Genomic DNA, 25,393 nt, shown 5'->3' on the forward strand with positions numbered 1-25,393 from the left:
AGAACTTGAGGAGGGGAGCCGGATTGAAAATTCAATTTTATCCTTTAGGGGATACAGGAATACAGGTTCTATTTGGGTCCGACATATCAGAAGAAACGAATCAGCTGATACGGATGTTTGCGGATTACCTTAAGCAGCAAGCTATCGAAGGCATTATAGAGTGGGTGCCGGCTTATACGACGCTCACTATTTTCTATCAACCAGATAAAATCATATATAAGGATTTGTGCAAAAAACTCGAGGATATACAGGAGTCGCTGCAAAAGGCAGACTATCCATCCGACTCTACTGTTTATGAAATCCCCGTCTTGTATGGGGGAGAAGTTGGTCCTGACCTTAATGAAGTTGCAACCCACAATGGATTAAACGAAGACGAGGTCATCTCTATCCATTCTGCCAAGCCTTATCTCATTTACATGATGGGTTTTGTCCCTGGCTTTCCTTACCTGGGTGGAATGCCATCGCAAATAGCTACCCCAAGACGTGAGAATCCGCGTGCGAAAATTGAGGCAGGTTCTGTTGGGATAGCAGGGGAACAAACAGGGGTGTATCCATTGGAAACTCCAGGTGGTTGGCAAATTATCGGGAGGACGCCCGTAAAGCTTTATGATCCGGAAAGGGAGGAGCCAATCCTTTTATCTGCCGGTTCTTATATCCGCTTTGTTCCTGTTGATCAAAAAGGATATGAAGATATAGAAGAAGCCGTTACACGTGGAGAATACAACGTGAAAAGTTATGCAAAAGGGGGAGCAAACAATGAAGACCGTTGATTTAAACAGTGATTTAGGGGAAAGCTTTGGTGCCTATACGATTGGAAATGACGAAGAAGTACTTAAATATATTTCTTCAGCTAATATCGCATGCGGTTTTCACGCTGGGGATTACAACGTTTTAATGAGCACGGTAAAAAAAGCTGCGGAGCTTGGCGTCTCCATTGGAGCTCACCCAGGTTTTCCTGACCTTGCCGGATTTGGCCGCCGGGATATGCATATGAGCAAAAAGGAAATCTTCAACCTTGTAGTCTATCAAATCGGGGCAATCCAAGCGGCTGCGACGGTTGCTGGTACATATGTGAACCATGTTAAACCCCATGGCGCTCTGTATAATCTTGCGTCCAAAGATGAAATGGTAGCTACAGCAATAGCGGAAGCAGTTCACGCGGTCGATCCTGATTTAGTTTTATTCGGCTTGGCTGGAAGTGAACTTGTTCGGGCAGGGGAAAAAGTTGGATTAAAAGTGGCACAGGAAGTTTTCGCTGACAGGACCTATCAACCAGACGGCACGCTTACTCCAAGGTCGCAAGCTAACGCGATGATTCATGATGCAAACCTTGCTGTCGAGCGTGTATTAAGGATGGTCACAGATGGGAAAGTGCGGGCGGTTAATGGAGAAGATATTTTTATCCAAGCAGATACCATCTGTGTGCACGGAGATGAGCCGGAGGCGTTGGAATTTGTGAGAAAACTTAGAGTGAAACTTGAGGAAAACAAAGTGGCGATTCAAGCTTTTAAGGCGGTGGATCATTCATGAGCCTTCCTCTTTTTCAAGTTATGAAACCCGGCTTACTTACAACTCTCCAGGATTTAGGCCGGACAGGCTATCAGGAGTTCGGGATGGTAGTTGCCGGTGCGATGGATCATTATGCTCTTCAGATCGGGAATCTTTTAGTTGGTAACGAAAAGGGAGAAGCTGCGCTCGAAGTCACCATCATGGGTCCGGAATTAAAGGCGCTAGAGGACGGAGTGATAGCCATTTGCGGTGGCAATCTATCCCCGAAAGTTAATGGCAAGCAAGCTCCTATGTGGAAAAGTTTCAAGGTGAAAAAAGGGGAGCTTATAGAGTTTGGGAGGCCAGTGGAAGGAGCCCGTGCCTATATTTGTGTGGCAGGTGGCTTAGATGTACCAGTCGTGATGGGAAGTAAGTCGACATACTTGAAGGCACAAATAGGCGGATTTCAGGGCAGGGCATTGGAAAAAGATGATGTATTATACGGAGAACCTTCGCTTGAAGCATCAACCGGTCGTTCCATCCATCCTGACGCAATCCCATCTTATAAAAAAGAGATGGAAATTAGAGTATGCCTTGGACCGCATCTCGATGCCTTTCGTGAATCTTCTGTGGAAACGTTTTTGTCTGCGACCTACGAAGTTACTCCACAATCAGATCGTATGGGATACAGATTGAAAGGACCAAAAATCGAGCATAAAACCTCTGCTGATATCATTTCAGAAGCGATTCCTTTAGGTGGAATCCAAGTGCCTGCCGATGGAAGCCCGATCCTTTTAATGGCAGACCGCCAGACGACTGGAGGATATACAAGGATTGCAACGGTCATATCCTATGACATTCCTCTTTTAGCTCAGGCTCAGCCAGGCACTTCTATCCGATTCAAGGAAGTGTCTGTGGAAGAGGCACAAAACTTGTACCAAAAAAGAGCCAAGCTTTTCAGCGTTCTCGGAAAAGTGACCTGATAAATATAATTATAAAAAAATCCTGTCTCCATAATTGGAGACAGGATTTTTTCTATAAATTAGTTTGCTTCTCTTAGAGTGTTTCCTGCACCTTTGCCAGTATTCCCGCGCTTCCAGAAGATCTGTAACGCTAGCATAATACCAAATGCGATGAATCCGAAGATATCTGTATTGGCTTCAGGATAGATTAACAATAAACCTGTAGAAACAGTAAGGATACGCTCGATCCAATGAAGTTTTCTATACCAGAAACCGATAAGGCCTGCACCGATGGAGATCATACCAACAATAGAGGTCACAAGGATCCAAGCAACTTCAGGAATGGACGTATCAATCATAAGCAACTGCGGCTGGAACACAAACATATACGGAATGATGAACGCAGCAATCGCAAGTTTAGATGCATTAATACCTGTGCGTATCGGTTCCCCTTTGGATATCCCTGTAGCAGCAAATGCGGCTAAGGCAACCGGCGGGGTGATATCGGCTACAATTCCGAAGTAGAATACAAACATGTGAGCTGCGAGAACCGGGATAGCAACTTCCAATTGGTCGTTAAGCGCTAAAATTGCAGGAAGTGCAATCGTAGACGTAATGATATAGTTTGCAGTCGTCGGTGAACCCATTCCCAAGATGATAGACGCGATCATCGTAAAGAATAGAGTCAGTAATAATAGTAACGTTGGCGTGGATGTAATGGCAGCAGCCATACTTACAAGGCTGTTTCCAAGTTTAAGTCCAAGACCAGTTTTCGTTACAACCCCAACGATAATACCGGCACATGCCGTTGCGGCTGCAACACCAAGAGCTGTACGTGCTCCATTTGTCAGAGCAAGGATAAATTTAGCTGGCGTAATTCTTGTATCTTTTCTAAATAAACTCACAATAATTGTACTTAAAATACCTAATAAAGCCGTTCTCTCAATACTGAAACCTTGGAATAATAGAACAACAATCACGATGATTGGAAGTAAGAGATGAATCTTTTTTAGTACTTCCATTTTCTTTGGAATTTCTTCCTTAGGCAAACCGAGTAACCCTTGTTTCTTTGCTTCTAAGTGGGTCATGATCCAAATTCCGGAGAAGTAGAGAATCGCAGGAATTGTTGCAGCTTTAGCAATTTCCCAATAAGGAACACCTGCAAATTCGATCATCAAGAAGGCTGCGGCGCCCATTATTGGCGGCATGATTTGTCCACCAGTGGACGAGGCTGCTTCTACTGCTCCAGCGAAGTTACGGTGATACCCTAGTCGTTTCATCAGCGGGATCGTATAAGACCCAGTCGTCACAGTGTTAGCAACAGAACTACCAGAGATGGTTCCTTGCAAAGCACTGGAGAAAATAGCAACTTTTGCAGGTCCGCCTGTACGTCTTCCTGCTAGTGAAATCGCCAAATCATTAAAATAGTTCCCAACTCCAGTTTGAACCAAGAACGCACCAAATAATAAGAATAAGAAAATATAGGTAGATGATACCTGTAACGGCGTACCTAGGATTCCATCTGTTGTAAAGAACATAGATTGAATCAATTGTTCGAGACTAAGCCCTCTATGAATAAGCATTCCCGGCATGTATGGACCGAAAAGCGCGTAAACCATAAATACGACGGCGATAATGGTAATTGGTAAGCCAATTGCACGTCTTGTTGCTTCAATAACTAAGAGGATGGCCAAGCCACCAATAACAGCTTGGGCGGAAGTGATGCTTCCAATCTGTTGAACTAACGTATCATAGTAAACAGGCCAATACCCGCATACAACAACAGTCAATCCAACTAAAATATAATCATACCAAGCAATTTTTGTTTTATTTCCACCTTTTCTGGCTGGAAATAGCAAGAATATCAAGGTCAAAGCAAAACCTAAGTGAACAGTACGTTGTAGGTATGCGGTAAGCTGACCAAATATTCCTGTATATAGTTGAAAAAGGGAAAAGGCAATCAACATAAAGAAGACAACTTTTGCTGCGTAACCGGTAAGGTTTCTTGTTTGTGCATCCGGATCGTACTTCTCAAGCAACTTTTCTTGTTCTTCAGCCGTTAATTCCAGACGGTCGTTTTTTTCACTCATGAATTTTCATTCCTTTCATATACTGCCATAATGTCAACTGTTTTACTCTTACATTATACCAGTCTCCTGGAGTAAAGTATTCGTTGAACCATACCATCTTTTCTCCATTCTCGCCCCAGGCAAGGCGGTTCTTGGAAACGGTTTTTCCGTTTCGGACATTCATGGAGGAGAATACATTATTTAAATCTCTTATATGATATTTTCCATCTTCATATACAAATTCTTCTCCCTCTTCCGCATTTGATGGCATGCCTATCCCGAATTCTTCATAAATTATTTCTGTTTGCACGATGTCGTGATCATCTCGCACCTTATACTTTTCCACCACATCTGTTAAATGGATGGAGTGGGTAAAGATGATTTGAAATGTCTCTTCTTCATCTATGGGGAGGAATGCTTGTATTTGTTCGGTGTTTTGTACATGGAAAACTAGCGCGGTTCGAAATGGGACCAAAAAAAGGCCCAATAAGAGTAATACGGTTGTAGAGGATAAAATAATAGCAATAACTTTCTTTTTCATGGTAACCCACCTAAAAATGGCTAATAGCCGCTCATAAATAAAAAAGAAGGACCGACAGCATAATGAAAATTAAGTGTCGGCCAAATTGGTCCTGTTAACTATAATTAATCTAATAGACCTTCTTCTTTAAAGTACTTCTCAGCACCAGGGTGGAAGTCGATACCAATTCCATCTGTTGCTGTTTCAAGTGTGATGAATTCACCCTTAGCGTGGGAAATTGCATCTGTATTTTCATAGATTGCTTTTGTGATTTTGTAAACTAGATCTTCAGAAAGATCTTTGGATACTGCCAACATCGCAAGTACCGCTACTGTGTTTACTTCATTGTCCATGCCGTAAGTTCCAGCTGGAATTGTATTTGCAGCATAGTAAGGGTATTTTTCTACCAACTCATCTACTTTTTCTTGAGCAATTGGGACAATGCTTACAGGGTTAGTAGCGGACAAACCGTCAACTGCACCTGTTGGAGTACCAGAAGTGATGAAAGCTGCATCGATGTTACCATCTTGGATTCCACCAGTAGACTCACCAAAGTCTAGGTTTTGAGCATCGATATCATCCATTGTCATGCCGTGGATTTCAAGGATTTGCTCTGCATTGATGTAAGTACCTGAACCAGGAGCACCTACAGAAACTTTTTTCCCTTTCAAATCTTCTACACTAGTAATTCCAGAGTCAGCAAGTGTTACAATTTGAACGGTTTCTGGATATAGAGATCCAAGTGCCAAGACATTGTCAACTGCTTTCCCTTCAAATGCGTTCGTACCTTCTACAGCATTAGCCATAACGTCTGTTTGTACGAAAGCGATTTCTGCTTCACCCTCAGCTAGAGCTACTACATTATCAGCAGAAGCATTGGAAGAAACAGCGTCCGTTTGGATACCAGTTTCATCAGTAATTACCTTAGCCATTGCGCCACCAAGCGGATAGTATGTACCACTCGTTCCACCTGTCAGCATGCTCATCAATTTCGGATCTTCACTGCCGCCTTCTCCGCTAGAATCATTATCTCCGCCGCCACATGCAGCTAAGAATAATGATAAAACTAGAACCATAGATAAGGCTAAGAAACTATTCTTTTTCATCGAACTCCCCCTAAATAATAATTTAACATCTCTTATTTTACAGATGTTACGGCGATTTATCAAATATTAACCCAGTATTTAGGGGATTTACTGTTATAATCACGGGTTATTGTACATGTGTGTGCTACTACACTTTGACTCTATCGTGATAAAATAAAGCAAATAGTAAAGAGTGGAGCGTGCGCGATTTATGAGAATTACAAATATCCTTTTTACAGGTAGATTGGTTAAGGAGTTAGAGAGGTTATTGAATGCGGAGGATAAGTTAGTGGAACGTAATCTGCGCTTTATTGCTGAGGATGATGTTTCGGTGGAGGATTTAGATTGGGCGGATGCTTATGTGGGATTTCAGCCAGTCGAGAGTTTTCACTTTGGAAGTGTTAAGTGGGTACATTCGCTCGGGGCTGGGGTCGATCGTTACATGGCGCTGAACGGCGATTGGCCGGCGGTTGTTCTTTTAACCAGAACGATTACTTCATTTGGACGAAAAATTGGGGAGTATACGCTAAGTTATATGTTGAAAGAATTACAACATCACGATACGTTTCGTAATCAGCAGAAGCGTGGAGATTGGAAAATGGTTGCCCCTCGTGCCTTGGATGAAATGAAGGTAGTCATTTTCGGCACAGGAGAGATTGGCCTAGAGCTGGCTAGAATTCTAGCGTTTTTTGGCGTGCAGGTGATTGGTGTATCCCGCAGTGGGGCAGACAAGGATCACTTTTGTAAGGTGATGTCATTGAAAGAGGTTAGTTTAACGAAGGCGGACTTTATCATAAATACTTTGCCGTTGACCAAGGAGACGAAGGGTTTGTTTGATGAGCGTTTTTTTGGTCAGATGAATCAAGCGGTGTTTATCAATGTGGGAAGAGGGGCGACCGTCGATCATGGAGCCTTGTTGAATGCATTGGAAAGTGGTGGGCTTAAAGCCGCAGTTCTAGATGTATTTGAAGAGGAACCGTTACCTGCTTGGAGTCCCTTGTGGAGCCACCCAGGCGTGACGATTACCCCGCATATTTCTGCAATAACGACGCCTGAAGAAGCGGTGGTGTGTTTTTTGGAGACGTTGGAGGCTGTGGAGAGCGGAGTGAAGTTAAGGAATCGTGTGGATGTTGGGCGGGGGTATTGAGTGGGAGGAATGAGAGCTTCTATATGCCAGAAAGCTCGAGGAAACCAGGCGTTCGGTAAAATAGAAGGCCTCTATATGCCCGAAGGCCCGAGGAAACAGAGTGTTCGGTAAAATAGGAGGCTTCTATATGCCCGAAGGCTCGAGGAAACCAAGTATTCGGTAGAATAGAAAGCTAATAGATGCCCCAACACCCGCCAAATCCATTCATAAAGTCTAATAGCCCCCCTCTTCCGCCACATAAAACCAAAAATCCAGGTTTCATTTTCCAAATAATGTGCTATTTAATAAGTAGTGCTTTTCGTCCGGTAGGGTGTAAATCGACTTACATAGGACATTCAAACTCAAATATCACAAATTAGTATAAATTACCCATCTGTACCAATGTAAAAATAAATAGTTTTCACCATTTTGGTATTTTTCTTCCATGTTATAGTAAAAGGTGTTGAGAAATAAACAAAGCCCAATCAGCCTCCACTATAGAGGCTCACTATAAAATAAATACATTCTTTATGAGGTGATGAACTTGTCTATCGCATATTACAATGCCCTGCTCAGGGAAAAGCAGCAGCATCTTCAGCGTCTCCAAGACTGTGAAGGTAAACTGAGGGGAAAACAACAGGAGTTTGCTAGTTTTAGAGCTTCTGTCACACGGCCGGAACTTTCCTCGTTCACTTGGCAGGGGACACTTGCCAACCGATTTGAAGACATCCGGACAAATGGAATGCTTCATTATTATTCAGAAATGGAGCAAAGCCAATTCAGTCAAATCTTCTCAGGTATTGAAAATAAAATTCAACAACTTCTTCGTGACATCAATTCACTTAAACAGACCATCGCTTCATTAGAGTTGCAACTAGCAGAAGAACGAGCTGCCAATCGATACAATTAAACCAATGGAGGTCTCCAAATGAGTACAGAAATAAAAATAAAGAAAAGTGAGATAGAGCAGGCCTTAGCACAAATGAAATCCTCCTCAGAAGCTCTAACATCCCCTTTTCCCTCTTCAATAGGTAGCGGCAACCGGTTAGATGTCGTTAATAAGTTAAATGAAATAAACCGCACATTAGAACAACTGACAGAAAACTATAAGGCCCTCTTGCTTCATAATGAAGAGATGACGAGACAGTCTGTAGAACAGATGGTGGAAAAGGACCAAGAGCTGTCCTCCAAAATGCTGATTCGGTAGCTAGACAAACAAAATTTTTATACGAAACAAAAACAGAAAAAGCAAGGTCCCTCTTGGGCCTCGCTTTTTGAGACTCTATGAAACCCTCTCCCGCCTAACCAACCGCTTCCTTTTCCCTCTAAACCAGTTATAAAACTCCCCGGCTTCCTCTTTTGACACACCGTTCAGTTCACTAATATGAAGTGGGTTTGCACGGTTTTGAAAATGTAGAGTGGCAATCCCGAACTTGCGTTGCAGCCAGGAATGTTCGACAGATACTTCTTGAATCCGGTTATAGTTGGTGATGAATGTTTCGTTTGTGATCCCGCCTTTTCGAATCTGGACGGTGTTTCCTTGTCGAAGGTAGCTGGTGAAAAAGTAATCCAGCACACGTGTGATCAGTGAGATAGCAAAGACAATGCCAGCAGCCCAAAGCCATTCTTTTTTGAAAAAGAAAAGACCGACAGCTGTAATGATTGTAACGTAGTACGGCACTAAGAGTTTGTACCATAGCACTTTGATTGGAAAACGTTCCATTTCCTCTTGAATCGGATAGTGAGGTAATAGTGTTTCCAGCAGTAAGTAAGCTTCGTGTTTTGGCATGAAAGGATAGAGGGAGCTTGTTTCTTGCTCCTCTGTTTTCATTTCCCCAACACTGATGAGCTTGATGGATGCAAGCCCAAGCACACGTTTTAGCAGTGATTGTTCGACCACAATGGCTTGTACTTTCTCTTTGGAAATAGTAAAGCTACTTGTGCTGCCAACCCCTTTTTTTATATAAATACGCTCAGCGTCATCGCTGATTTCGTAGTTTCCATATTTGATGGTTGTCTGCAAATAGCCGATGCCGACTGAGAGTAACATGGCCAGCACAAAAAGGATGATCAACATCCACCAATGGAGAAGCAAGTAGTCAAATGCGCCTTCAGCGGTGTCCTCGATATCGAAAAAATCGGCTAGGTTGAAATAGATGGTGGTTAGCAACGGAAAGATCGCCAAAAAGCTTAACGATGTGAAGGAGGCTTTAAATAACTCCTTTTTATTCGAGCGGAAGTGGACCGTTTTCTCGTCACCATATTCTATCTCATTTTGGTCAACTTCACCCTCTGAAGGGGCTTTATCTAACAATCTTGATAGGATTCGTTCTTTTTCAGAGACGGTCAATACCGGAAAACTTACAGCGGAACCTTCTACTGTTGTCCCTGTTTCCAAGGTCAAAGAAGTCAGGCCAAACCATTTATGGATAAAGGTTGTCTTTGAATAATGGTTCTGAATTTTGCCAAAGGAAACAGTGCGCTGTTCTTTAACGAACACTCCTTCTTTTAGCACAAAAGAATCCCCGACAACTTCATAACGGTAAAGAAACCACTTCAGTACGATGACAATCAACGTCCACGCAATACCTATCAAGAATAGGTAACGTCCCCATACGATCCACTCGGAAGTAGAATTGATTTTCAACACAAAAAGAAAGAGGAAGATGGCGATGGAATTTTTCAGTAGAGCAAAAACTTCAACGGCTATCCAAGCAGGATGGAACCTTTTGACCTCTTGTGACATCATTCTTCCTCCCTTTCTGTCAGGTCACTCTCTTTAACTTTGGCTAGGTGGGCAATCTCTGCTTTTAACCGCTTTGCCTTTTCTTCAGGGATTGCAGGTATGGTGTGTTGGGTCGTAGTGGTGCCTATTATCAGGTTGAAAAGTCCAAATTTCCTCATGATGGGACCTTGCTCTGTTCGAACAAACTCCACTTTTTCCATTGGGACCAATGTATGACTTTCATTCCACTTGCCGTTTTTCATTTGGACAAAGTCTTCATCGATCTCATAACGCCAAGTTTTTTGAAGAAAAACCGGTTCTATAAAAATAGAATAAATTGCTGATAGGATGATAATGCCAAGGAATATATAAAGGGGAATTTGGATCCAGCCATACCACTGAAAGATCTCGCTGCAGTAAAGTAAGATGCCTAAAACGATAATGGCGATACCGTGGCCAATAGTATAGGAGATACGCCAGACTTGTACAGCTTGATTTGCTATTTTCTCGCTTGGTTCTTTAATGGTTATATACATTATTTTCACGCTCCTATCCTATATACGAAACAGGCATAAAGATAGTTTCAGGAAAATAAGTTACCTGGTTAGGGAGAACCTTTAAAGGGAATAAAAAGCAAAACGGCTAAATAGGAGGAGAAAGAATGTTACTGAAGTATTTTTATGACGAAGGTTTGGCGCAAGCTTCTTACATGATTGGATGCCAAGCGTCCAAGGAAGCATTCATCATTGATCCGGCGAGGAATATCCTGCCCTACATAGATGCCTCAACAAAAGAGGGGCTTCGTATTGTGGGAGCGTTGGAAACCCATATTCACGCTGATTTTGTGGCAGGGTCAAGGGAATTAGCCAAGCGCTTAGGTGCGAAAATGTATCTCTCAGATGAAGGAGATAAGGATTGGAAATATGAAAATATAAGTGACCTTCCTCATCAATTAGTGAAGGATGGGGATGAAATAAAGCTTGGGAATATTTTGTTTCAAGTGTTGCATACGCCAGGTCATACACCGGAAAGCCTTTCTTTTTTAGTAACAGATGGCGGAGCGAAAACAGAACATCCTATGGGTATCTTTACAGGTGATTTCGTATTTGTCGGCGATGTCGGCAGACCGGATCTTTTGGAAAAATCCGCCCAAAAGAAAGGTACAGCTGATAAGGGGGCAAAAGATATGTATGCCTCTTTAGCTAAATTTAAGGATCTCCCGGATTATGTACAAGTGTGGCCAGGTCATGGGGCTGGAAGTGCTTGTGGAAAAGCTTTAGGGGCCATTCCTTCTTCCACTGTTGGCTATGAAAAACAAGTGAATTGGGCATTTCAGCATGATGATTTTGAGAGCTTTGCGTCTGAGCTGTTGGAAGGCCAGCCGGAACCTCCCAAATATTTTGGCGTCATGAAGCAAGTAAATAAAGTTGGGCCAAACTTCACTTTAGATCTACGAAGGCCAGAACGATTGGATGACATAAATGTTTTAACGAAGAAAATAAAAGAAGGCGCACAGGTCATTGATACTCGGGAAGCGGCCCTCTTTTCAAAAGAACATATTGAGGGAACAATCAACATCCCATTTAACCAGGCTTTTACTAATTGGGCTGGCTGGATTATTAACTATGAAGAACCTCTCTACTTGTTGGCTGATCCTGACAAGTTTGATGAAATACAGAGAGCGCTTCAATCCATAGGAATCGATAATCTCCACTTTTACATGGAAGTGGACCTTGCCATTCGAATGACATCCCAACTTGAATCCTATCATGATATTACACCACTAGAGGCGAAAGAATTGCTTTCGGAAGGAGCGCAAGTTATTGATGTAAGGCATGATTCAGAGTGGAAGAGTGGGCATATTGAAGGCGCAAAACATATGATGCTGGGCACCTTGCTTGATAGGCTAGATGAGGTGCCGGAAAATCGTCCGCTTATTATTCAGTGTGGTTCTGGAGTAAGGTCCGCGATTGCAACTAGTCTGTTGCAGGCAAAAGGGGTGAAGGATGTCCGTAATATGCTTGGTGGCTATGCAAGATGGCAGAAGGATATCCAATGAAATGGATGAAGGTGTAGTCAGTAAAACTGGTTGCGCCTTTTTTTACGTTTCACGTGGAACACAAATAAATTTTGAGAAAATGTTCAAAATAGTATTGACTTGAAAATGATTATCATTACAATAGTTAATGAGATTGATTATCATTTCTAATGAATTACATACATAAGGAGTGTACATAGTGAAAAAGTTTACTGTCATTTTAAGCATGATGCTAGCTTTAATGTTAGCTTTAACAGGCTGTGTGAGCAGCACGAATAACAATGGAAATAGCTCTAGTCAGAACAATGATGGGGCTGAGAACAAGGAAGAAGTTAACTTATATACAAGCCGTCACTATGAAGCGGACCAAGAGCTTTACAAGAAGTTCGAAGAAGAAACTGGCATTAAAGTGAACGTGGTAGAAGGTAAAGGCGACGAGCTAATGGAGCGCTTAAACATTGAAGGGGAAGATACAAAAGCAGATGTATTTATTACTTCAGATGCGGGTAACCTTCATCAGGCAAAAGAAGCTGAATTACTTCAAGCGGTTGAAAGTGACGTACTAGTTGAAAATATTCCAGAAAAATTACGAGATGTTGACAATCAATGGTTTGGATTAACAAAGCGTGCACGTGTTATCGTATATCATAAAGAGCGTGTAAACCCAGAAGAACTTTCCACTTATGAGGCTTTGGCTGAACCGGAATGGAAAGACCGTGTAGTTATCAGAACTTCTGAAAACATGTACAATATGTCTCTTTTAGCATCTTTCATTGACATCATGGGTAAAGACGAAGCAAAAGCATGGGCACAAGGAATTGCAGATAACATGGCTCGTGACCCTGAAGGTGGAGACCGCGACCAAGCGAAGGCTGTTGCGGCAGGAGAAGCGGATGTTGCGATCATGAATACGTACTATCTTGGAGGTATGTTAAACGGTACCGATGAAGAAGAGAAGAAAGTAGCAGAAAGCGTTGGCGTATTCTTCCCCAACCAAGAAACAACTGGTGCACACATCAACATCAGTGGTGCCGGTGTGACAAAGCATGCTAAAAATAAAGAAAATGCCGTTAAATTCATTGAGTTCTTAAGTAGCGAAGAAGCACAAGGCCAATTTGCAGAAGCAAACTCTGAATATCCGGTAAATGAGAAAGTCGAGCCTTCTGAGTTATTAAAATCTTGGGGTGAGTTTAAAGAACAAGATATCAACCTTTCTAAGTTAGGCGAAAACCAACAAGAAGCGATTCGCATCTTTAACGAGGTTGGCTGGAAATAATTAAATATGAACAAACCATGAACCGAAGCACACCAGATAGTGCTTCGGTTCTATTTATTTGGAATCTTCTGTTCCATTTGAGAATGATTTTCGTTATAATTTAGAATGGAGAAACAAAGAGGCAACGAAGGATGTGTCATCTGTGAATCGGTTTCATTGGTCAAGGGTACATCATAAAGGATGGGCGCTTGCAAGTATTCTTTTTATAACGATTATCTTAATTCCTAATTTACTAATTGGCGTGGAATTCTTTACAGAAGGAAACGACAACTGGCTTCATATACAAAAATACTTACTGAAGGACTACCTTCAAAATTCGGCCGTCATCATTATTTTTACGGCATTAGCAACTATGTTGATTGGCACAAGTCTTGCGTGGTTGATCACCATTTATCAGTTTCCGATGCGAAACTTTTTAAAATGGGCGTTGATTCTTCCATTGGCCATACCTCCATACATTGCAGCTTATACGTTTCACGGTATTTTAAATTATACCGGTGTCATACAGTCCACTTTGCGTAACTCGTTTGATATGCAAGTGAACCAGGCTTACTTCGATATTATGAGTATTCAGGGGGCTATTTTTATTTTTACGGTCACCTTGTTTCCATACGTTTATGCAATTACGAGAAGCTTTTTTCAGAACCTATCAGCTTCTGTCTTGGAAAATGCGAGATTACTAGGCGGAAATGACGTGGATACGTTCTTCCGTGTAGCCTTGCCGATTTCAAGAGCTGCAATTGTAGGAAGCGTGACCCTCGTTATTTTAGAAGTGTTGAATGATTATGGAGTTACAAGTTATTTTGGCATTCAGACAGTTAGTACAGCCATATTTCGTACCTGGTATGGAATGATGGATTTAGATTCAGCTTTGAAGCTGGCAGGTACCCTGATGGTGCTGGTAATGGTTGTCCTCATGTTTGAGAGGATTGTGAGAGGGAGAAAAAAGTTCTTTGATCCTTCCTCCAAAGTTCGCCCTATTCAGCCGAAGAAACTTACAGGAATTAAGGGTTGGGGCGTGTTTGCATACTGTTTTGGGATTTTTACGATTGCATTCATCATACCTTTGCTTCAGCTGTTACGCTGGGCATTCATGACTTATGAAAAAGTATTTAATGCAGAATTTATTACGTTGGCAAAAAATTCAGTGTTGGTAGCGTCTATTGCGTCTCTTATCATTATTTTTGTGGCGCTGATTATCTCTAATTACACAAGACTGCAGTCAGGTCTTTTGACGAAGTTCATCTCCAGGGTGACAACACTTGGATATTCCATTCCTGGAGCAGCCATCGCCATTGCAGTCATCACTATATTTATTTCATTAGATCAGTATATTGTGACGTTCCTCGCGCAATTTAACTTAAAACCGGAATTTGTGCTGCGAACGACCTTAATCATGTTGATTTTTGCTTATGTAATACGTTTCCTTGCCATTGGTTTTAATAATATTGAGGCGGGCTTCGAAAAGATAGGTAACAGGTATTCAGAAACGTCAAGGATGCTTGGTGCGTCGACATTGAGGACGTTCTTTATGGTCGACCTTCCGCTGCTGCGCGGGGCAATCGCAAGTGGGTTCATCTTAGTGTTTGTGGATATTCTAAAAGAATTACCGTTAACTCTGTTCTTACAACCTTTTAACTTTTCAACGCTTGCGACTCAAGCTTTTAAATATGCAAATGATGAACGCGTGCAGGAGGCATCCATCGCTTCCCTAATGATTATCTTGATAAGTGCGTTGTGTATCTTTATTTTTCACCGAGTACTTGATAAGGAGGCAAACTAATGTTTATCCAGATCAGAGATTTACAGTTCCAATATAAAAATACGAAAAAGAATACACTCGATCATATTCAAGTGGATATCAATCGTGGAGAGATTATTTCCATTCTTGGTAAAAGCGGCAGCGGAAAGAGTACTTTACTTCGCATTATCGCGGGACTTGAAAATCCAACATCCGGTAGCATGAAGATAAATGGGGACGTGATGTTTGATCCAAGAACCTTCATTGTGCCTGAAAAACGCGGCATTGGGGTCGTGTTCCAGGATTATGCGTTGTTCCCACATATGACAGTTGCGCAAAACATCAAGTATGGGTTGCGGAGAATGAACCGTAAGCAGAAACAGGAGCGGCTGGAGGAAATGCTAAACTTAATCAACTTGGCTGAGTACGGACAACGTTATCCGTATGAACTCAGTGGAGGACAACAGCAACGTGTAGCCTTGGCTCGTGCGTTAGCACCTGCACCGTCTTTATTGTTGCTTGATGAGCCATTCAGTAACTTGGACGCTCACTTGCAGGAAAAAATTCGTGACGAGTTAAAAGAGATCCTGAAGAAAACAGGCATCACCTCCATCTTCGTCACCCATGACTTTGCAGACGCAAAAGCCATTGCCGACCGGATTCTTTACATAGATGAGGGGCAACTGGTGAATAGAGCTTGTGACTTGGTGATGAGTTAGAGGGGTAAAGAGTTAAAGAGGGGTCTGACCCTCAGCGCTTTAATGCGCTGAAGGTCAGACCCCTTTTTTACCGTCTTAAAGCCCGAATTGACTCCGATGGAAGCTCAAACAGTAATAGAGAGGGCGTCTCAGTGCCCGAAACGCTTTCGCAGAAGGTGAAACGGTAGCAGATAGGGCGTCTCAATGCCCGAAACGCCTCCACAGAAGGTGAAACGGTAACAGAGAGGGCGTCTCAGTGCCCGAAACGCTTCCACGGAAGCTGAAACGGTAACAGAGAAGGCGTCTCAGTGCCCGAAACGCCTCCACGGAAGGTGAAACGGTAACAGAGAGGGCGTCTCAGTGCCCGAAACGCCTCCGCAGAAGGTGAAACGGTAACAGATAGGGCGTCTCAAAGCCCGAAACGCCTCCACGGAAGCTCAAACGGTAACAGAGGAGCCTTCTCAAAGCCCGAAACGCCTCCACGGAAGCTCAAACGGTAACAGACACCGCCCTATTAATTCCTCCCCTCACTTCCTCAACAACAAAAACATAAAATAAGGTGCTCCAATCAACGCGACCATGATCCCTGCTGGAATCCCGGTATCAATCAAGTTACGTCCCACGGTGTCCGCAAACAATAACAGCCAGCCGCCAATCAAGATCGCGACAGGCAGGAACAATTGGTTTCTAGGTCCTACTAACGATTTCGCGATATGAGGGGCCATCAAGCCGACAAAAGCAATACCACCTGTCACCGAGACTGCAGAAGCCGCCAAAGCTACAGCCGTCAACAGCAAAACCATGCGCTCTTTTTCAAGAGAGACCCCAACCCCAATCGCCACAGGCTCACTCATGCCAAGCAGATTTAAACGGTTGGCTTTATACAGAGCAAATGGAACCAACACAAGCAACCAAGGCAATAAAGCCAGTATAAACGGCCAATCAGTGCCCCAATTGTTACCCGCTAGCCATTTGGCGATGAAATCTACTTTTACACGTTCTGCAGAGGAAATTAAGAGAATCATCATACCTGAAAGCGCCATTGAAAACCCGACTCCGACCAATACAAGTCGTACAGGCTGAAGCCCTCCATTCCGCTGATAAGAGAACAAATAAATCAACATGGCTGTGATAAGCGCCCCAAAAAATGCAACAGCCGGTAACATATATACAAACGAACCAACGTTTATAGGAACATATAAAAAGAAAACAGAGATAGCCACACCTGCGCCAGCATTGATCCCAATAATCCCGGGGTCCGCCAAATCATTACGTGTCACCCCTTGAAGAATCGCACCAGATAATGCAAGCGCCATGCCGGCAAGTATGGTGATGACAATGCGCGGAAGCCTGATGGAAAATAAAACAAATTCCTCTTTAAAGCTTCCTTGACCCAAGATAGTCGGGATTAACCGGTCAAACGACAAAGATGCCGGTCCAATGCCAATACCAACAACAATGGTAGTCAAAATTAGTGAAGCTAAAACCGCTACAATCATACGTTGTTTTCTTATAATAGATGGATGAATCATGAGAATGCTTTCCCTCCTTTACGGACAATTACAAGGAAGAAGGGGAGACCGACCATTGCTACGATTGCAGCGACAGGTGTTTCAAAAGGAGCGTTGATGGTACGTCCTAGCGTGTCAGCAAAAAGCATGAAGGTAGCTCCAACTATCGCGGACATCGGCAGGATGAAGCGGTAATCCGTCCCCACAATGGCACGTACAATATGAGGAACCATCAGTCCGATAAAGGCCATATTTCCGACGAGTGCGACAGAGGCACCCGTCAACAAAATAATGACAACAAACAATACGGCTTTTACAAAAGCAATCTTCTGCCCCAACCCAACCGCAACTTCCTCGCTGAGACTAAGAATGGTCAGTTGTCTAGAAAGATAAAGAGCCACAAGCAAGCCAACCGTGATTAACGGAATAATCAACTGCAACTGGCCCCATGTTGTGCCAATAATCCCACCGGCTGTCCACATAGAGACATCTCTTGAAAGTTTAAAGGTAAGTGCAACCCCTTCCGCAATCGCAAAAAGAAAAGCAGAAACAGCTGCACCAGCAAGGACAATCCGAAGAGGGGAAAATCCACCTTTCCGGACTGCCCCTAAACCAAACACCATCATTGCCCCTACAGCTGCACCTATAAAACAAGCAATGGTAATGCCGTAGTAGTTAATAGATGGCAAGAATGCCAGCGTGATTGCAAGTGCAGCGTTCGCTCCAGCCGTTAACCCGAGGAGTCCTGGATCTGCAAGAGGATTCCTTGTCATCCCTTGCATAATGGCGCCAGCAACCGATAACCCAGCTCCAACAAAAATGGCAGCAACCTCACGGGGCAGCCTTATTTCACGGATGATCAGGATTTTATTTCCGCTCGTTCCTGGAGAAGTTAAGGCCAACAATACATCCCTAATGGTAGTATCAGCTGCACCAAGCACCATTGCAGCAAAAAACACCGCCACAAAGACGATTATTGCCCCAATAAATTTAATTGTAAACGGAATGCTTCGTTCCAATGCAATCTTCATTTGCCTCATCTTTTCTTTATTAGAATGGAAGTTTAATATCATGTAAAACATTGTTGATCGCAGTGAAAGGCGCGCAGACTTCCACGGGAGGAAGGGACAGGGGAGATCCCGCAACGAAGTGAGGAGGCTCCCGGACCGCCCGCGAAAAGCGAAGCGCCTGGAACGGAGATCAACTTGCTCAAACAAGAACAACTGTGTTAACAATAGAATAAGAGGGACCTTCTTATAAAAGAAGTATCCCTCCAACAAAGTCTTAGTTTCCTAAAAAGCTATCTTTAAAGAACTCCAACTGGAAATCAAGGGAGATCGGATCGTTAAAATAGAATTCTTTTGCATCCGCTTCAAAAACCTGGCCATTCTTCACAGCAGGTATATTCTTGTACGTATCTGTTTCCTGGAAGGATGTATCACCTTCAGAATTCTTACTGAAAACCACATAATCACCTGCAAACTCAGGCAGTACTTCAAAGGAAAGCGTATAATATCCAGCTTTTAAAGCTTCTTCTTTTACTCTATCAGGCATCTTCAGCTTCATTTCCTGATATAGAATCTCAGTGCCGCGTCCCCAGTTGTCGCCGAAAACGTATAGCTCTTTATCAAAGTTTTCAATAACAGAGACAGTAGTATCTTCGCCAATTTTAGCGCGGATCTCTTCTCCAGCTTCTTGAGCACGTGTCTTGAAGTCATCCACCCATTTTTGAGCTTCTTCTTCTTTGTTCAATAGTTTTCCAACTTCCACATGCTGTGTAAGATAGTCCACTTTCCCGTACGTGTACGCCACAGTTGGTGCGATTTCGCCTAATTGCTCCAGATTATTCGTGTTGGAGGCAGCAATAATTAGGTCTGGGTTTAATTCGATAATTTTTTCTAGATCTTGATCGGTAACTTCCACTGCATCTGTCAAATATTCTTCATAACGCGGATTGGCCATTGCCCAAGAATCCGTTCCCACAATATTTGTTCCAAGAGCCATAACATTTCCAGCTACAAAAGAGTTCAATACTACGACTCTTTGTGGATCTGCTGGGACTTCAATTGGACCTGTTTCTGCTTCGTATGTGATGGTATCAGAAGAGGAAGCAGTTCCTTCATTAGAACTATCAGCATTGTTATTATTGGTATTTCCGCAAGCACTAACGACCAGCAATAGCAGGAATACGAATGGAATCATTAATTTTTTCATCTTGGTTGTCTCCTTTAAGTAGGTTGTAGGTTAAGCACATAGGCTTATTTGTTCTTGGGTCTCGGCCAATCTGGGCGTCGATTTGAAATACTTCTCTTAAAACTTCCGGAGTGATTACTTCTTCGCAATTCCCTGATTTGACGATGGTTCCTTCCTTTAAAGCAATAAGATAATCGGCAAATCTGGCAGCTTGGTTTAAATCGTGCAGAACCATAATAATGGTTCGGTCTTGTTCTCTATTAAGCTTTTGCAGAAGTTCTAGCACTTCCAACTGGTGGGCCATGTCCAAGTAGGTGGTAGGTTCATCTAGGAAAATAATTTCCGTTTCCTGTGCCAAGGCCATTGCAATCCAAACGCGTTGGCGTTGACCGCCGGATAGTGCGTCAACCGAGCGGTATTTAAATTCCGTTGTTCCTGTTACCTCAAGTGCCCAGTCTATGACCTCATAATCCTTTTTAGTCAAACTTCCAAAGCCCTTTTGATAAGGGAAACGACCATAGGATACGAGCTCGCCGACTGTTAATCCACTTACACTTTCAGGGGTTTGAGGCAGAATGGCCATTTTTTTTGCCAGTGATTTTGTGTTTTCTTTGGCAATTTCTTGCCCATCTAGCAGGATAGTTCCAGATTGGTGGGAGATTATTCTAGTGATGGCTTTTAATAGCGTGGATTTTCCGCAGCCGTTAGAGCCAATAATCGTCGTAATCTGTTTATCGGGTATTTCAATGGATAAGTCTTTTATGATTAAGCGTTCACCATAGCCAATATTCAGGTCTTTTGTGTATAGGCGAACCATTATGTAACCCCCAATTTAAATTATGTTTACAATAATGATAATGATTATCAGTGTCGCTACAACTATTACTATAAGACTATCAATAATGGAAGTCAATGAGTAATTGAGAAATAATATCAATGAAATTATTATTCTTCTCTACGCTAATGCAAGAAAGAGTTTTTAGTCGTCATTCGGGTGGAAAATCATTATAATGAATAAGTCAAAAGAACTAGTCATATTTTCAGAGAGATTCTTTTTTAATAAATAGCACGATGTAATAGGGAGTTGAGTAGGTTGTTGCCAATAATATCAGTTGTAATCCCCACTTATAACCGATTAACAATGCTTTCAGAGTTGATGGAAGCCCTCGTACAGCAAACAAGGAAAGAATTTGAAGTAATCGTTGTAAATGATGGAGGCGAAAGAGTGGATAGTCTAAAAGAATACTATCCAGAGTTAGATCTCATCATCATAGATTTGACGGAGAATGTAAAGCATGTTCAAGCAAGGAATATTGGCGTTTCTTTTGCAAAAGGGGAATTTATCATGCTCATTGATGATGACGACCTGATTGTCCCCACTCATATTGAAACGATGTTAGAAAAGATAAAGGACGTTGATTTAGTCTATTCAGATGTGGAAATTGTTCAGTATGTAAAAAAGAATGGGGTTCGGGAAGCAAAATCGAGGCATCTGTTTGCATATGAACTTGATTTAGCTGCAATGCGAAAGTTTTCTACGTTTGTTCCATCGGGCTGTCTCTATAGAAGTGATCTACATGATCGAATCGGAAAGTTCGATCATGATATGAAAAATTATTGGGATTGGGACTTTTTCTTGAGGGTATCTGAAAGATTTACAGTTGCTAGGTCAGAGGTGGCGGGGGTACTTTATGATTTTTCAGAAGAAAATAGCAACCAGTCAAAGGATTTAAATAGCATGAGATTTTACTTGGATCGCTTATCGGAAAAACATAAATTAGGTGTGCTGCCGACAAAAAATTTTTGGCTGCTACTAGAAGAACCGGAAGTGAAAAAGAGGGAGGCCCCAAGCAAGATCGTTTGGAACGGAATGCCGATAGTCTCAAGGCTGCAAACATTAGGAATGCTTGAAGAGGCATAAAAAAGAGGAAAGGGAGGAATCCCTTTCCTACAATGTTATTTACCATGCATCTTAAACTCTAAAAACAATTCATTATAATAAGCAAGGTTTCTTTTTCCAAGGTTTTCATAAACCTCAAGCTTTTCTGTCAGCTCTGGTGGCGGATAGAATCGCGCGTCACCTGTAAGCTCTTCATCTAAAAGCGGCATTGCGGCCTTGTTTGGCGTGGAGTAACTTACATATTCTGTGTTTTCCGCTGCAACTTCAGCCTCTAACATAAAGTTGATAAACTGATGTGCGGCTTCCACGTTCTTGGCCGTCTTCGGGATGACCATGTTGTCAAACCATAGGTTAGATCCTTCAACAGGTACTACATATTCAAGGTCTTCGTTTTCCCACATCAATTCAGCAGCAACCCCTGACCAAACGAGTCCAATTGCTGCTTCTTCATTTTCAATCAGCATTCGGTTCTCGTCCCCGACAATGGCTTTAATGTTAGGAGTAAGTGTATCCAGCTTTTTTTTCGCTTCAAGCAGGTGGTCTTTTTCCGTATCATTTAAAGAATAGCCTAAACTGTTTAGGGCCATCCCCATCACTTCACGGGCACCGTCTATCAAAAGAATTTCATTTTTTAAATCTTCGTCCCAAAGGTCATTCCAGCTTGTGATCTCTTTTCCATCTAACATGGAAGGGTTATAGACGATCCCCACTGTTCCCCAGAAGTAAGGAACAGAGTATTTATTCTCCGGATCAAACGGAAGGTCCATAAAACGTTCGTCAATGTTCCCAAGATTCGGCAGCTTCGAATGATCTAGAGGGATTAGTAGATCTTCTTGAATCATTTTATCAATCATATATTCAGAGGGAACCGCAATATCATAAGTGGTTCCACCTTGTTCTATCTTTGTTTTCATCGCTTCGTTCGAGTCAAAGGTTTCATAGATGACCTTCACACCAGTTTCCTCTTCAAACTGCTCGACCACATCCATATTGATATAGTCGCCCCAGTTGTAAATGGTCAATGTGTTTCCGCCGGAGTATCCTTGAGCGGAATTCAATTCGCTGATTGCATACCAAAGGAATGCAGACGCTAAAACGACTGCTACAGTAAATTGTACAAGCTTCTTCATCGTCTAACCCCCATTCCTGTAGGCTTGTTGCGAACCGTGATGAAGTAGTAAACAATCACAAGGACAATGGTGAACAGGAACAGTAACGTGGAAAGCGCATTGATGTTCAGTGAGATTCCACGGCGTGCAAGGGAGTAAATTTCCACAGAAAGGGTAGTGAATCCGTTTCCTGTCACAAAGAATGTAACCGCGAAATCATCCAAGGAATAAGTCAGCGCCATAAAGAAACCGGCAAATATTCCTGGTGTGATATATGGCAGAATCACCTTTCTCATCACATCCCAGCGGCTTGCCCCCAAATCATGGGCCGCATCAATCAAGGTTGGGCTCATTTCTAATAGCTTTGGCAGTACCATCAACACGACAATCGGTACGCAAAAGGCAATATGGGATAACAGAACAGAGAACATGCCAAGCTTGATTCCTGCCATCGTAAAGAGAATAAGGAAGGAAGCACCGATAATAACGTCAGGACTAACAATTAAAACATTATTTAAAGATAATAAAGTGTTCTTTGTTTTCCGGTTTTTAAAAGAATAGATGGCGATTGCCCCCATCACCCCGATAACGGTTGAGATTAAGGCAGAAAGTAAGGCAATCAAAAGTGTGTTCAAAACAATAATTAGCAGTCGCGTATCAGCAAACAGCTCTTTGTACCAATCCAATGTGAAGCTCTCAAAGTCATACATCGTTCCTCCGCTGTTAAATGAGTAAAACACGAGGAAGAAAATTGGTAAATATAGAATCGCAAAAATTAAGACGAGAAATAACGTTGATAACGGAGATGCTTTTCTATTACCCATGTTAAATTCCTCGCTTTCTACTGCTTGTCATTTTCATGAAAAGGAACATAATGATAATTAAAAATACGGCAATAGTCGAACCCATTCCCCAGTCTTGAGTGACAAGGAAATGTTGTTCGATTGCTGTTCCAAGGGTGATGACCCTGTTACCGGCAATCAGTCTTGTTAGCATGAACAGTGATAATGCCGGGATGAAAACAATCTGACATCCGACCTTTACTCCGTCCAAGGTAAGTGGCAATGTGACTCTCCAAAACGTTGTAAGGCGTGATGCCCCTAAATCATTTGCGGCATCAATTAGTGTCGCGTTCAGTTCATTCAATGCGTTAAAGATAGGCAGAATCATAAATGGAATGAAAATATAAACAGAAACAAACACAAAACTGAAGTCTGTAAATAATATCTGCTGGGAACCTATCCCAATTACTTCTAAAAAGCTGTTGGCCATTCCGTAAGTACCGAAAATACCTAAAAAGGCATAAGCTTTCAGAAGCAGGTTGATCCAGGAAGGAACAATAAGCAATAGCAACCATAAATATTTGTGACGGGTTTTCGTTAACAATAACGCCGTCGGATAAGCAATCAAAAGGGTGATGGCCGTTATGAGGAATGCATACCAAAACGAACTCAACGTCATTTTTAAATAAACGGTAGTAAAGAATTTTTGATAGTTTTCTAGTGATAACACGCCATCTATATTAAAAAAGGAATAATAGAGAACCAGTAATATCGGCGCTATGACAAACAGCGCAATCCAAAGAGCATAAGGGATAAGATAAAGATTTTTCGTTAATCTATTTTCCATGGCTCGCTCCGGCTGTATGGGAATAGCCTTCTAGACGTCTGTCAAAATCTTCTTCCGATTCTCCAAGACGCATGACATGAATAGCCTCTGGGTCAAAATATAGTCCAATTTGATCTCCGACAGAAGCCTTCTTTGTAGAATGAACAAGCCATTCGTTGCCTTCTTGGTCATAGCTGCTTATCTCATAATGAACGCCACGGAACAGCTGGGAGTCCACTCGTACCTGCAGCTTTCCTTCTGCTGGTGTGGTGATTGCCAAATCCTCAGGTCGGATAACAATGTCCACCTTTTCGTCGTCCTTTAACCCCTTATCCACACATTCAAATTGTTTGCCGGCAAATTCCACAAGGAAATCCTTGATCATACGACCTTCTACTATATTGGACTCCCCGATAAAGTCGGCCACAAAACGGTTGATCGGCTCGTCATAAATATCTGTTGGCGTTCCACTTTGGATAATTTGTCCTTCATTAAGGACGAAGATCTCATCTGACATTGCAAGAGCTTCTTCCTGATCATGGGTAACGAAAATAAAGGTAATGCCAAGGCGTTGTTGAAGCTCTCTTAATTCATACTGCATTTCTGTACGAAGTTTCAGGTCTAGTGCAGATAGTGGTTCATCTAGCAAAATAACTTCCGGTTCATTAACGATGGCACGAGCAATAGCTACACGCTGGCGCTGCCCTCCTGACATCTCCCTGATTTCACGAGATTCAAAGCCATTAAGGTTAACGAAACTAAGGGCTTCCGTTACCTTCTTTTCAATATCAGCCTTTTTCATCTTTTTAATTTTCAGCCCAAAAGCAACATTTTCGAATACATTTAAGTGAGGAAAAAGAGCGTAATCTTGAAAGACCGTGTTCACCTGGCGTTTGTTGGCAGGTACATCATTAATTTTTTTACCGTTAAAATAAATGTCCCCCGCAGTAGCCTCGGTAAAGCCGGCAATCAGGCGAAGGATCGTCGTTTTCCCGCAACCGGATGGGCCAAGCAGGGTATAAAACTTTCCGCGTTCTATCTCAAAACTAACATTGTTAAGCACAGCAGGATCATTATCAAACTGCTTGCGTACATCTTTAAACTGAATAATTGCGTTAGTCATAGCAACCTCCCTATATATAAGATTCTATCAATTGATTACTGTAATGTAGGACCTAGCTGGTGGTTGAAGCGAAAGGCTGGCGCTTCAACCACCAGTGGTGATTAACAGAATCCAAAATGTATTTTGTAAGTATAATAATTCATGATTCGGGACAATTATACAGGAATTACCTGAAAAAACAATATAAAAAAATGCTTGTCTCACAACCAATTTATGGTCGG

Annotated in this window: 24 protein-coding genes; 11 read left to right on the forward strand and 13 right to left on the reverse strand. The window is 42.3% G+C overall.

Annotated elements, in window-relative coordinates:
* Window positions 1-23: 23 nt before the first annotated feature.
* The 3 genes from pxpB to LC091_RS09275 are packed head-to-tail and all read left to right on the forward strand — an operon-like array spanning window position 24 to window position 2,471.
* Window positions 24-770, forward strand: coding sequence for a 5-oxoprolinase subunit PxpB (pxpB, locus tag LC091_RS09265; RefSeq protein ID WP_226681743.1), 747 nt, complete (start codon window positions 24-26; stop codon window positions 768-770).
* Window positions 757-1,530, forward strand: a complete 774-nt coding sequence (locus LC091_RS09270; protein ID WP_226681744.1) for a LamB/YcsF family protein — start codon at window positions 757-759, stop codon at window positions 1,528-1,530. Before pxpB ends, LC091_RS09270 begins: the two co-directional genes overlap by 14 nt.
* 20 nt (window positions 1,531-1,550) lie before the next feature.
* Window positions 1,551-2,471, forward strand: coding sequence for a 5-oxoprolinase subunit C family protein (locus LC091_RS09275; protein ID WP_264179277.1), 921 nt, complete (start codon window positions 1,551-1,553; stop codon window positions 2,469-2,471).
* 59 nt (window positions 2,472-2,530) lie between these two features.
* On the opposite strand, the gene LC091_RS09280 is transcribed toward LC091_RS09275, so the two are convergent.
* The 3 genes from LC091_RS09280 to LC091_RS09290 all read right to left on the reverse strand — a co-directional run bounded on the left by LC091_RS09280 (window position 2,531) and on the right by LC091_RS09290 (window position 6,145).
* A complete protein-coding gene (locus LC091_RS09280; RefSeq protein ID WP_226681746.1) occupies window positions 2,531-4,540 on the reverse strand; it encodes a TRAP transporter permease in 2,010 nt (669 codons plus the stop codon).
* The gene (locus tag LC091_RS09285) at window positions 4,533-5,060 is read right to left on the reverse strand and encodes a DUF1850 domain-containing protein (protein WP_226681747.1); all 528 of its coding nucleotides are present in this window, start codon (window positions 5,058-5,060) and stop codon (window positions 4,533-4,535) included. Before LC091_RS09285 ends, LC091_RS09280 begins: the two co-directional genes overlap by 8 nt.
* Before the next feature lie 104 nt (window positions 5,061-5,164).
* Window positions 5,165-6,145 (reverse strand): TAXI family TRAP transporter solute-binding subunit, encoded by a 981-nt coding sequence (locus LC091_RS09290; protein ID WP_226681748.1) that lies wholly within the window; start codon window positions 6,143-6,145, stop codon window positions 5,165-5,167.
* Between the two features lie 190 nt (window positions 6,146-6,335).
* On the opposite strand from LC091_RS09290, the gene LC091_RS09295 reads away from it, so the two are divergent.
* From LC091_RS09295 to LC091_RS09305, 3 genes are all read left to right on the forward strand, one after another.
* Complete coding sequence (locus tag LC091_RS09295) at window positions 6,336-7,271, forward strand: D-2-hydroxyacid dehydrogenase (RefSeq protein ID WP_226681749.1); 936 nt, start codon at window positions 6,336-6,338, stop codon at window positions 7,269-7,271.
* A 517-nt stretch (window positions 7,272-7,788) separates the two neighbouring features.
* Window positions 7,789-8,160 (forward strand): YwqH-like family protein, encoded by a 372-nt coding sequence (locus LC091_RS09300; RefSeq protein ID WP_226681750.1) that lies wholly within the window; start codon window positions 7,789-7,791, stop codon window positions 8,158-8,160.
* 18 nt (window positions 8,161-8,178) lie between these two features.
* The gene (locus LC091_RS09305; protein WP_226681751.1) at window positions 8,179-8,457 is read left to right on the forward strand and encodes a YwqI/YxiC family protein; all 279 of its coding nucleotides are present in this window, start codon (window positions 8,179-8,181) and stop codon (window positions 8,455-8,457) included.
* 75 nt (window positions 8,458-8,532) lie between these two features.
* Here LC091_RS09305 and LC091_RS09310 read toward each other — a convergent pair whose 3' ends face one another.
* Both LC091_RS09310 and LC091_RS09315 read right to left on the reverse strand, forming a co-directional pair.
* Complete coding sequence (locus LC091_RS09310) at window positions 8,533-9,999, reverse strand: PH domain-containing protein (RefSeq protein ID WP_226681752.1); 1,467 nt, start codon at window positions 9,997-9,999, stop codon at window positions 8,533-8,535.
* Window positions 9,996-10,511 (reverse strand): PH domain-containing protein, encoded by a 516-nt coding sequence (locus LC091_RS09315; protein ID WP_226681753.1) that lies wholly within the window; start codon window positions 10,509-10,511, stop codon window positions 9,996-9,998. Before LC091_RS09315 ends, LC091_RS09310 begins: the two co-directional genes overlap by 4 nt.
* 125 nt (window positions 10,512-10,636) lie before the next feature.
* Here LC091_RS09315 and LC091_RS09320 point away from each other — a divergent pair, with 125 nt between their 5' ends.
* The 4 genes from LC091_RS09320 (at window position 10,637) to LC091_RS09335 (ending at window position 15,749) form a co-directional block, all read left to right on the forward strand.
* On the forward strand, window positions 10,637-12,034 hold the full coding sequence (locus tag LC091_RS09320) for an MBL fold metallo-hydrolase (RefSeq protein ID WP_226681754.1): 1,398 nt from the start codon (window positions 10,637-10,639) through the stop codon (window positions 12,032-12,034).
* A gap of 178 nt (window positions 12,035-12,212) precedes the next feature.
* Window positions 12,213-13,289 (forward strand): Fe(3+) ABC transporter substrate-binding protein, encoded by a 1,077-nt coding sequence (locus LC091_RS09325; protein WP_226681755.1) that lies wholly within the window; start codon window positions 12,213-12,215, stop codon window positions 13,287-13,289.
* A 142-nt stretch (window positions 13,290-13,431) separates the two neighbouring features.
* Window positions 13,432-15,072: an ABC transporter permease gene (locus tag LC091_RS09330; protein WP_226681756.1), complete on the forward strand. Its 1,641-nt coding sequence runs from the start codon at window positions 13,432-13,434 to the stop codon at window positions 15,070-15,072.
* Window positions 15,072-15,749 carry an ABC transporter ATP-binding protein gene (locus LC091_RS09335; RefSeq protein WP_226681757.1) on the forward strand — a complete coding sequence of 226 codons (678 nt, stop codon included), beginning with the start codon at window positions 15,072-15,074 and terminating at the stop codon, window positions 15,747-15,749. The genes LC091_RS09330 and LC091_RS09335 overlap by 1 nt, the downstream gene beginning before the upstream one ends.
* Window positions 15,750-16,255: 506 nt before the next feature.
* Here LC091_RS09335 and LC091_RS09340 read toward each other — a convergent pair.
* From LC091_RS09340 to LC091_RS09355, 4 genes are all read right to left on the reverse strand, one after another.
* Entirely contained in the window at window positions 16,256-17,260 is a 1,005-nt protein-coding gene (locus LC091_RS09340) for a FecCD family ABC transporter permease (RefSeq protein WP_226681758.1), read from the reverse strand.
* The gene (locus LC091_RS09345) at window positions 17,257-18,270 is read right to left on the reverse strand and encodes a FecCD family ABC transporter permease (RefSeq protein ID WP_226681759.1); all 1,014 of its coding nucleotides are present in this window, start codon (window positions 18,268-18,270) and stop codon (window positions 17,257-17,259) included. The genes LC091_RS09340 and LC091_RS09345 overlap by 4 nt, the downstream gene beginning before the upstream one ends.
* A gap of 253 nt (window positions 18,271-18,523) precedes the next feature.
* Window positions 18,524-19,453, reverse strand: a complete 930-nt coding sequence (locus LC091_RS09350) for an iron-hydroxamate ABC transporter substrate-binding protein (RefSeq protein ID WP_226681760.1) — start codon at window positions 19,451-19,453, stop codon at window positions 18,524-18,526.
* On the reverse strand, window positions 19,404-20,249 hold the full coding sequence (locus tag LC091_RS09355; RefSeq protein ID WP_226681761.1) for an ABC transporter ATP-binding protein: 846 nt from the start codon (window positions 20,247-20,249) through the stop codon (window positions 19,404-19,406). Before LC091_RS09355 ends, LC091_RS09350 begins: the two co-directional genes overlap by 50 nt.
* Window positions 20,250-20,525: 276 nt before the next feature.
* Here LC091_RS09355 and LC091_RS09360 point away from each other — a divergent pair, with 276 nt between their 5' ends.
* The gene (locus tag LC091_RS09360; RefSeq protein WP_226681762.1) at window positions 20,526-21,353 is read left to right on the forward strand and encodes a glycosyltransferase family 2 protein; all 828 of its coding nucleotides are present in this window, start codon (window positions 20,526-20,528) and stop codon (window positions 21,351-21,353) included.
* Between the two features lie 35 nt (window positions 21,354-21,388).
* Here the strand turns inward: LC091_RS09360 and LC091_RS09365 are convergent, their stop codons facing one another.
* The 4 genes from LC091_RS09365 to LC091_RS09380 are packed head-to-tail and all read right to left on the reverse strand — an operon-like array spanning window position 21,389 to window position 25,172.
* Complete coding sequence (locus LC091_RS09365; RefSeq protein ID WP_226681763.1) at window positions 21,389-22,462, reverse strand: ABC transporter substrate-binding protein; 1,074 nt, start codon at window positions 22,460-22,462, stop codon at window positions 21,389-21,391.
* Window positions 22,459-23,265 carry an ABC transporter permease gene (locus tag LC091_RS09370; RefSeq protein ID WP_226681764.1) on the reverse strand — a complete coding sequence of 269 codons (807 nt, stop codon included), beginning with the start codon at window positions 23,263-23,265 and terminating at the stop codon, window positions 22,459-22,461. Before LC091_RS09370 ends, LC091_RS09365 begins: the two co-directional genes overlap by 4 nt.
* A gap of 1 nt (window position 23,266) precedes the next feature.
* A complete protein-coding gene (locus LC091_RS09375) occupies window positions 23,267-24,070 on the reverse strand; it encodes an ABC transporter permease (protein WP_226681765.1) in 804 nt (267 codons plus the stop codon).
* Entirely contained in the window at window positions 24,060-25,172 is a 1,113-nt protein-coding gene (locus tag LC091_RS09380) for an ABC transporter ATP-binding protein (protein ID WP_226681766.1), read from the reverse strand. Before LC091_RS09380 ends, LC091_RS09375 begins: the two co-directional genes overlap by 11 nt.
* Between the last annotated feature and the right edge of the window lie 221 nt (window positions 25,173-25,393).

It is taken from the genome of Sutcliffiella horikoshii (assembly GCF_020524325.1).
GTDB classification, from domain to species: domain Bacteria; phylum Bacillota; class Bacilli; order Bacillales; family Bacillaceae_I; genus Sutcliffiella_A; species Sutcliffiella_A horikoshii_D.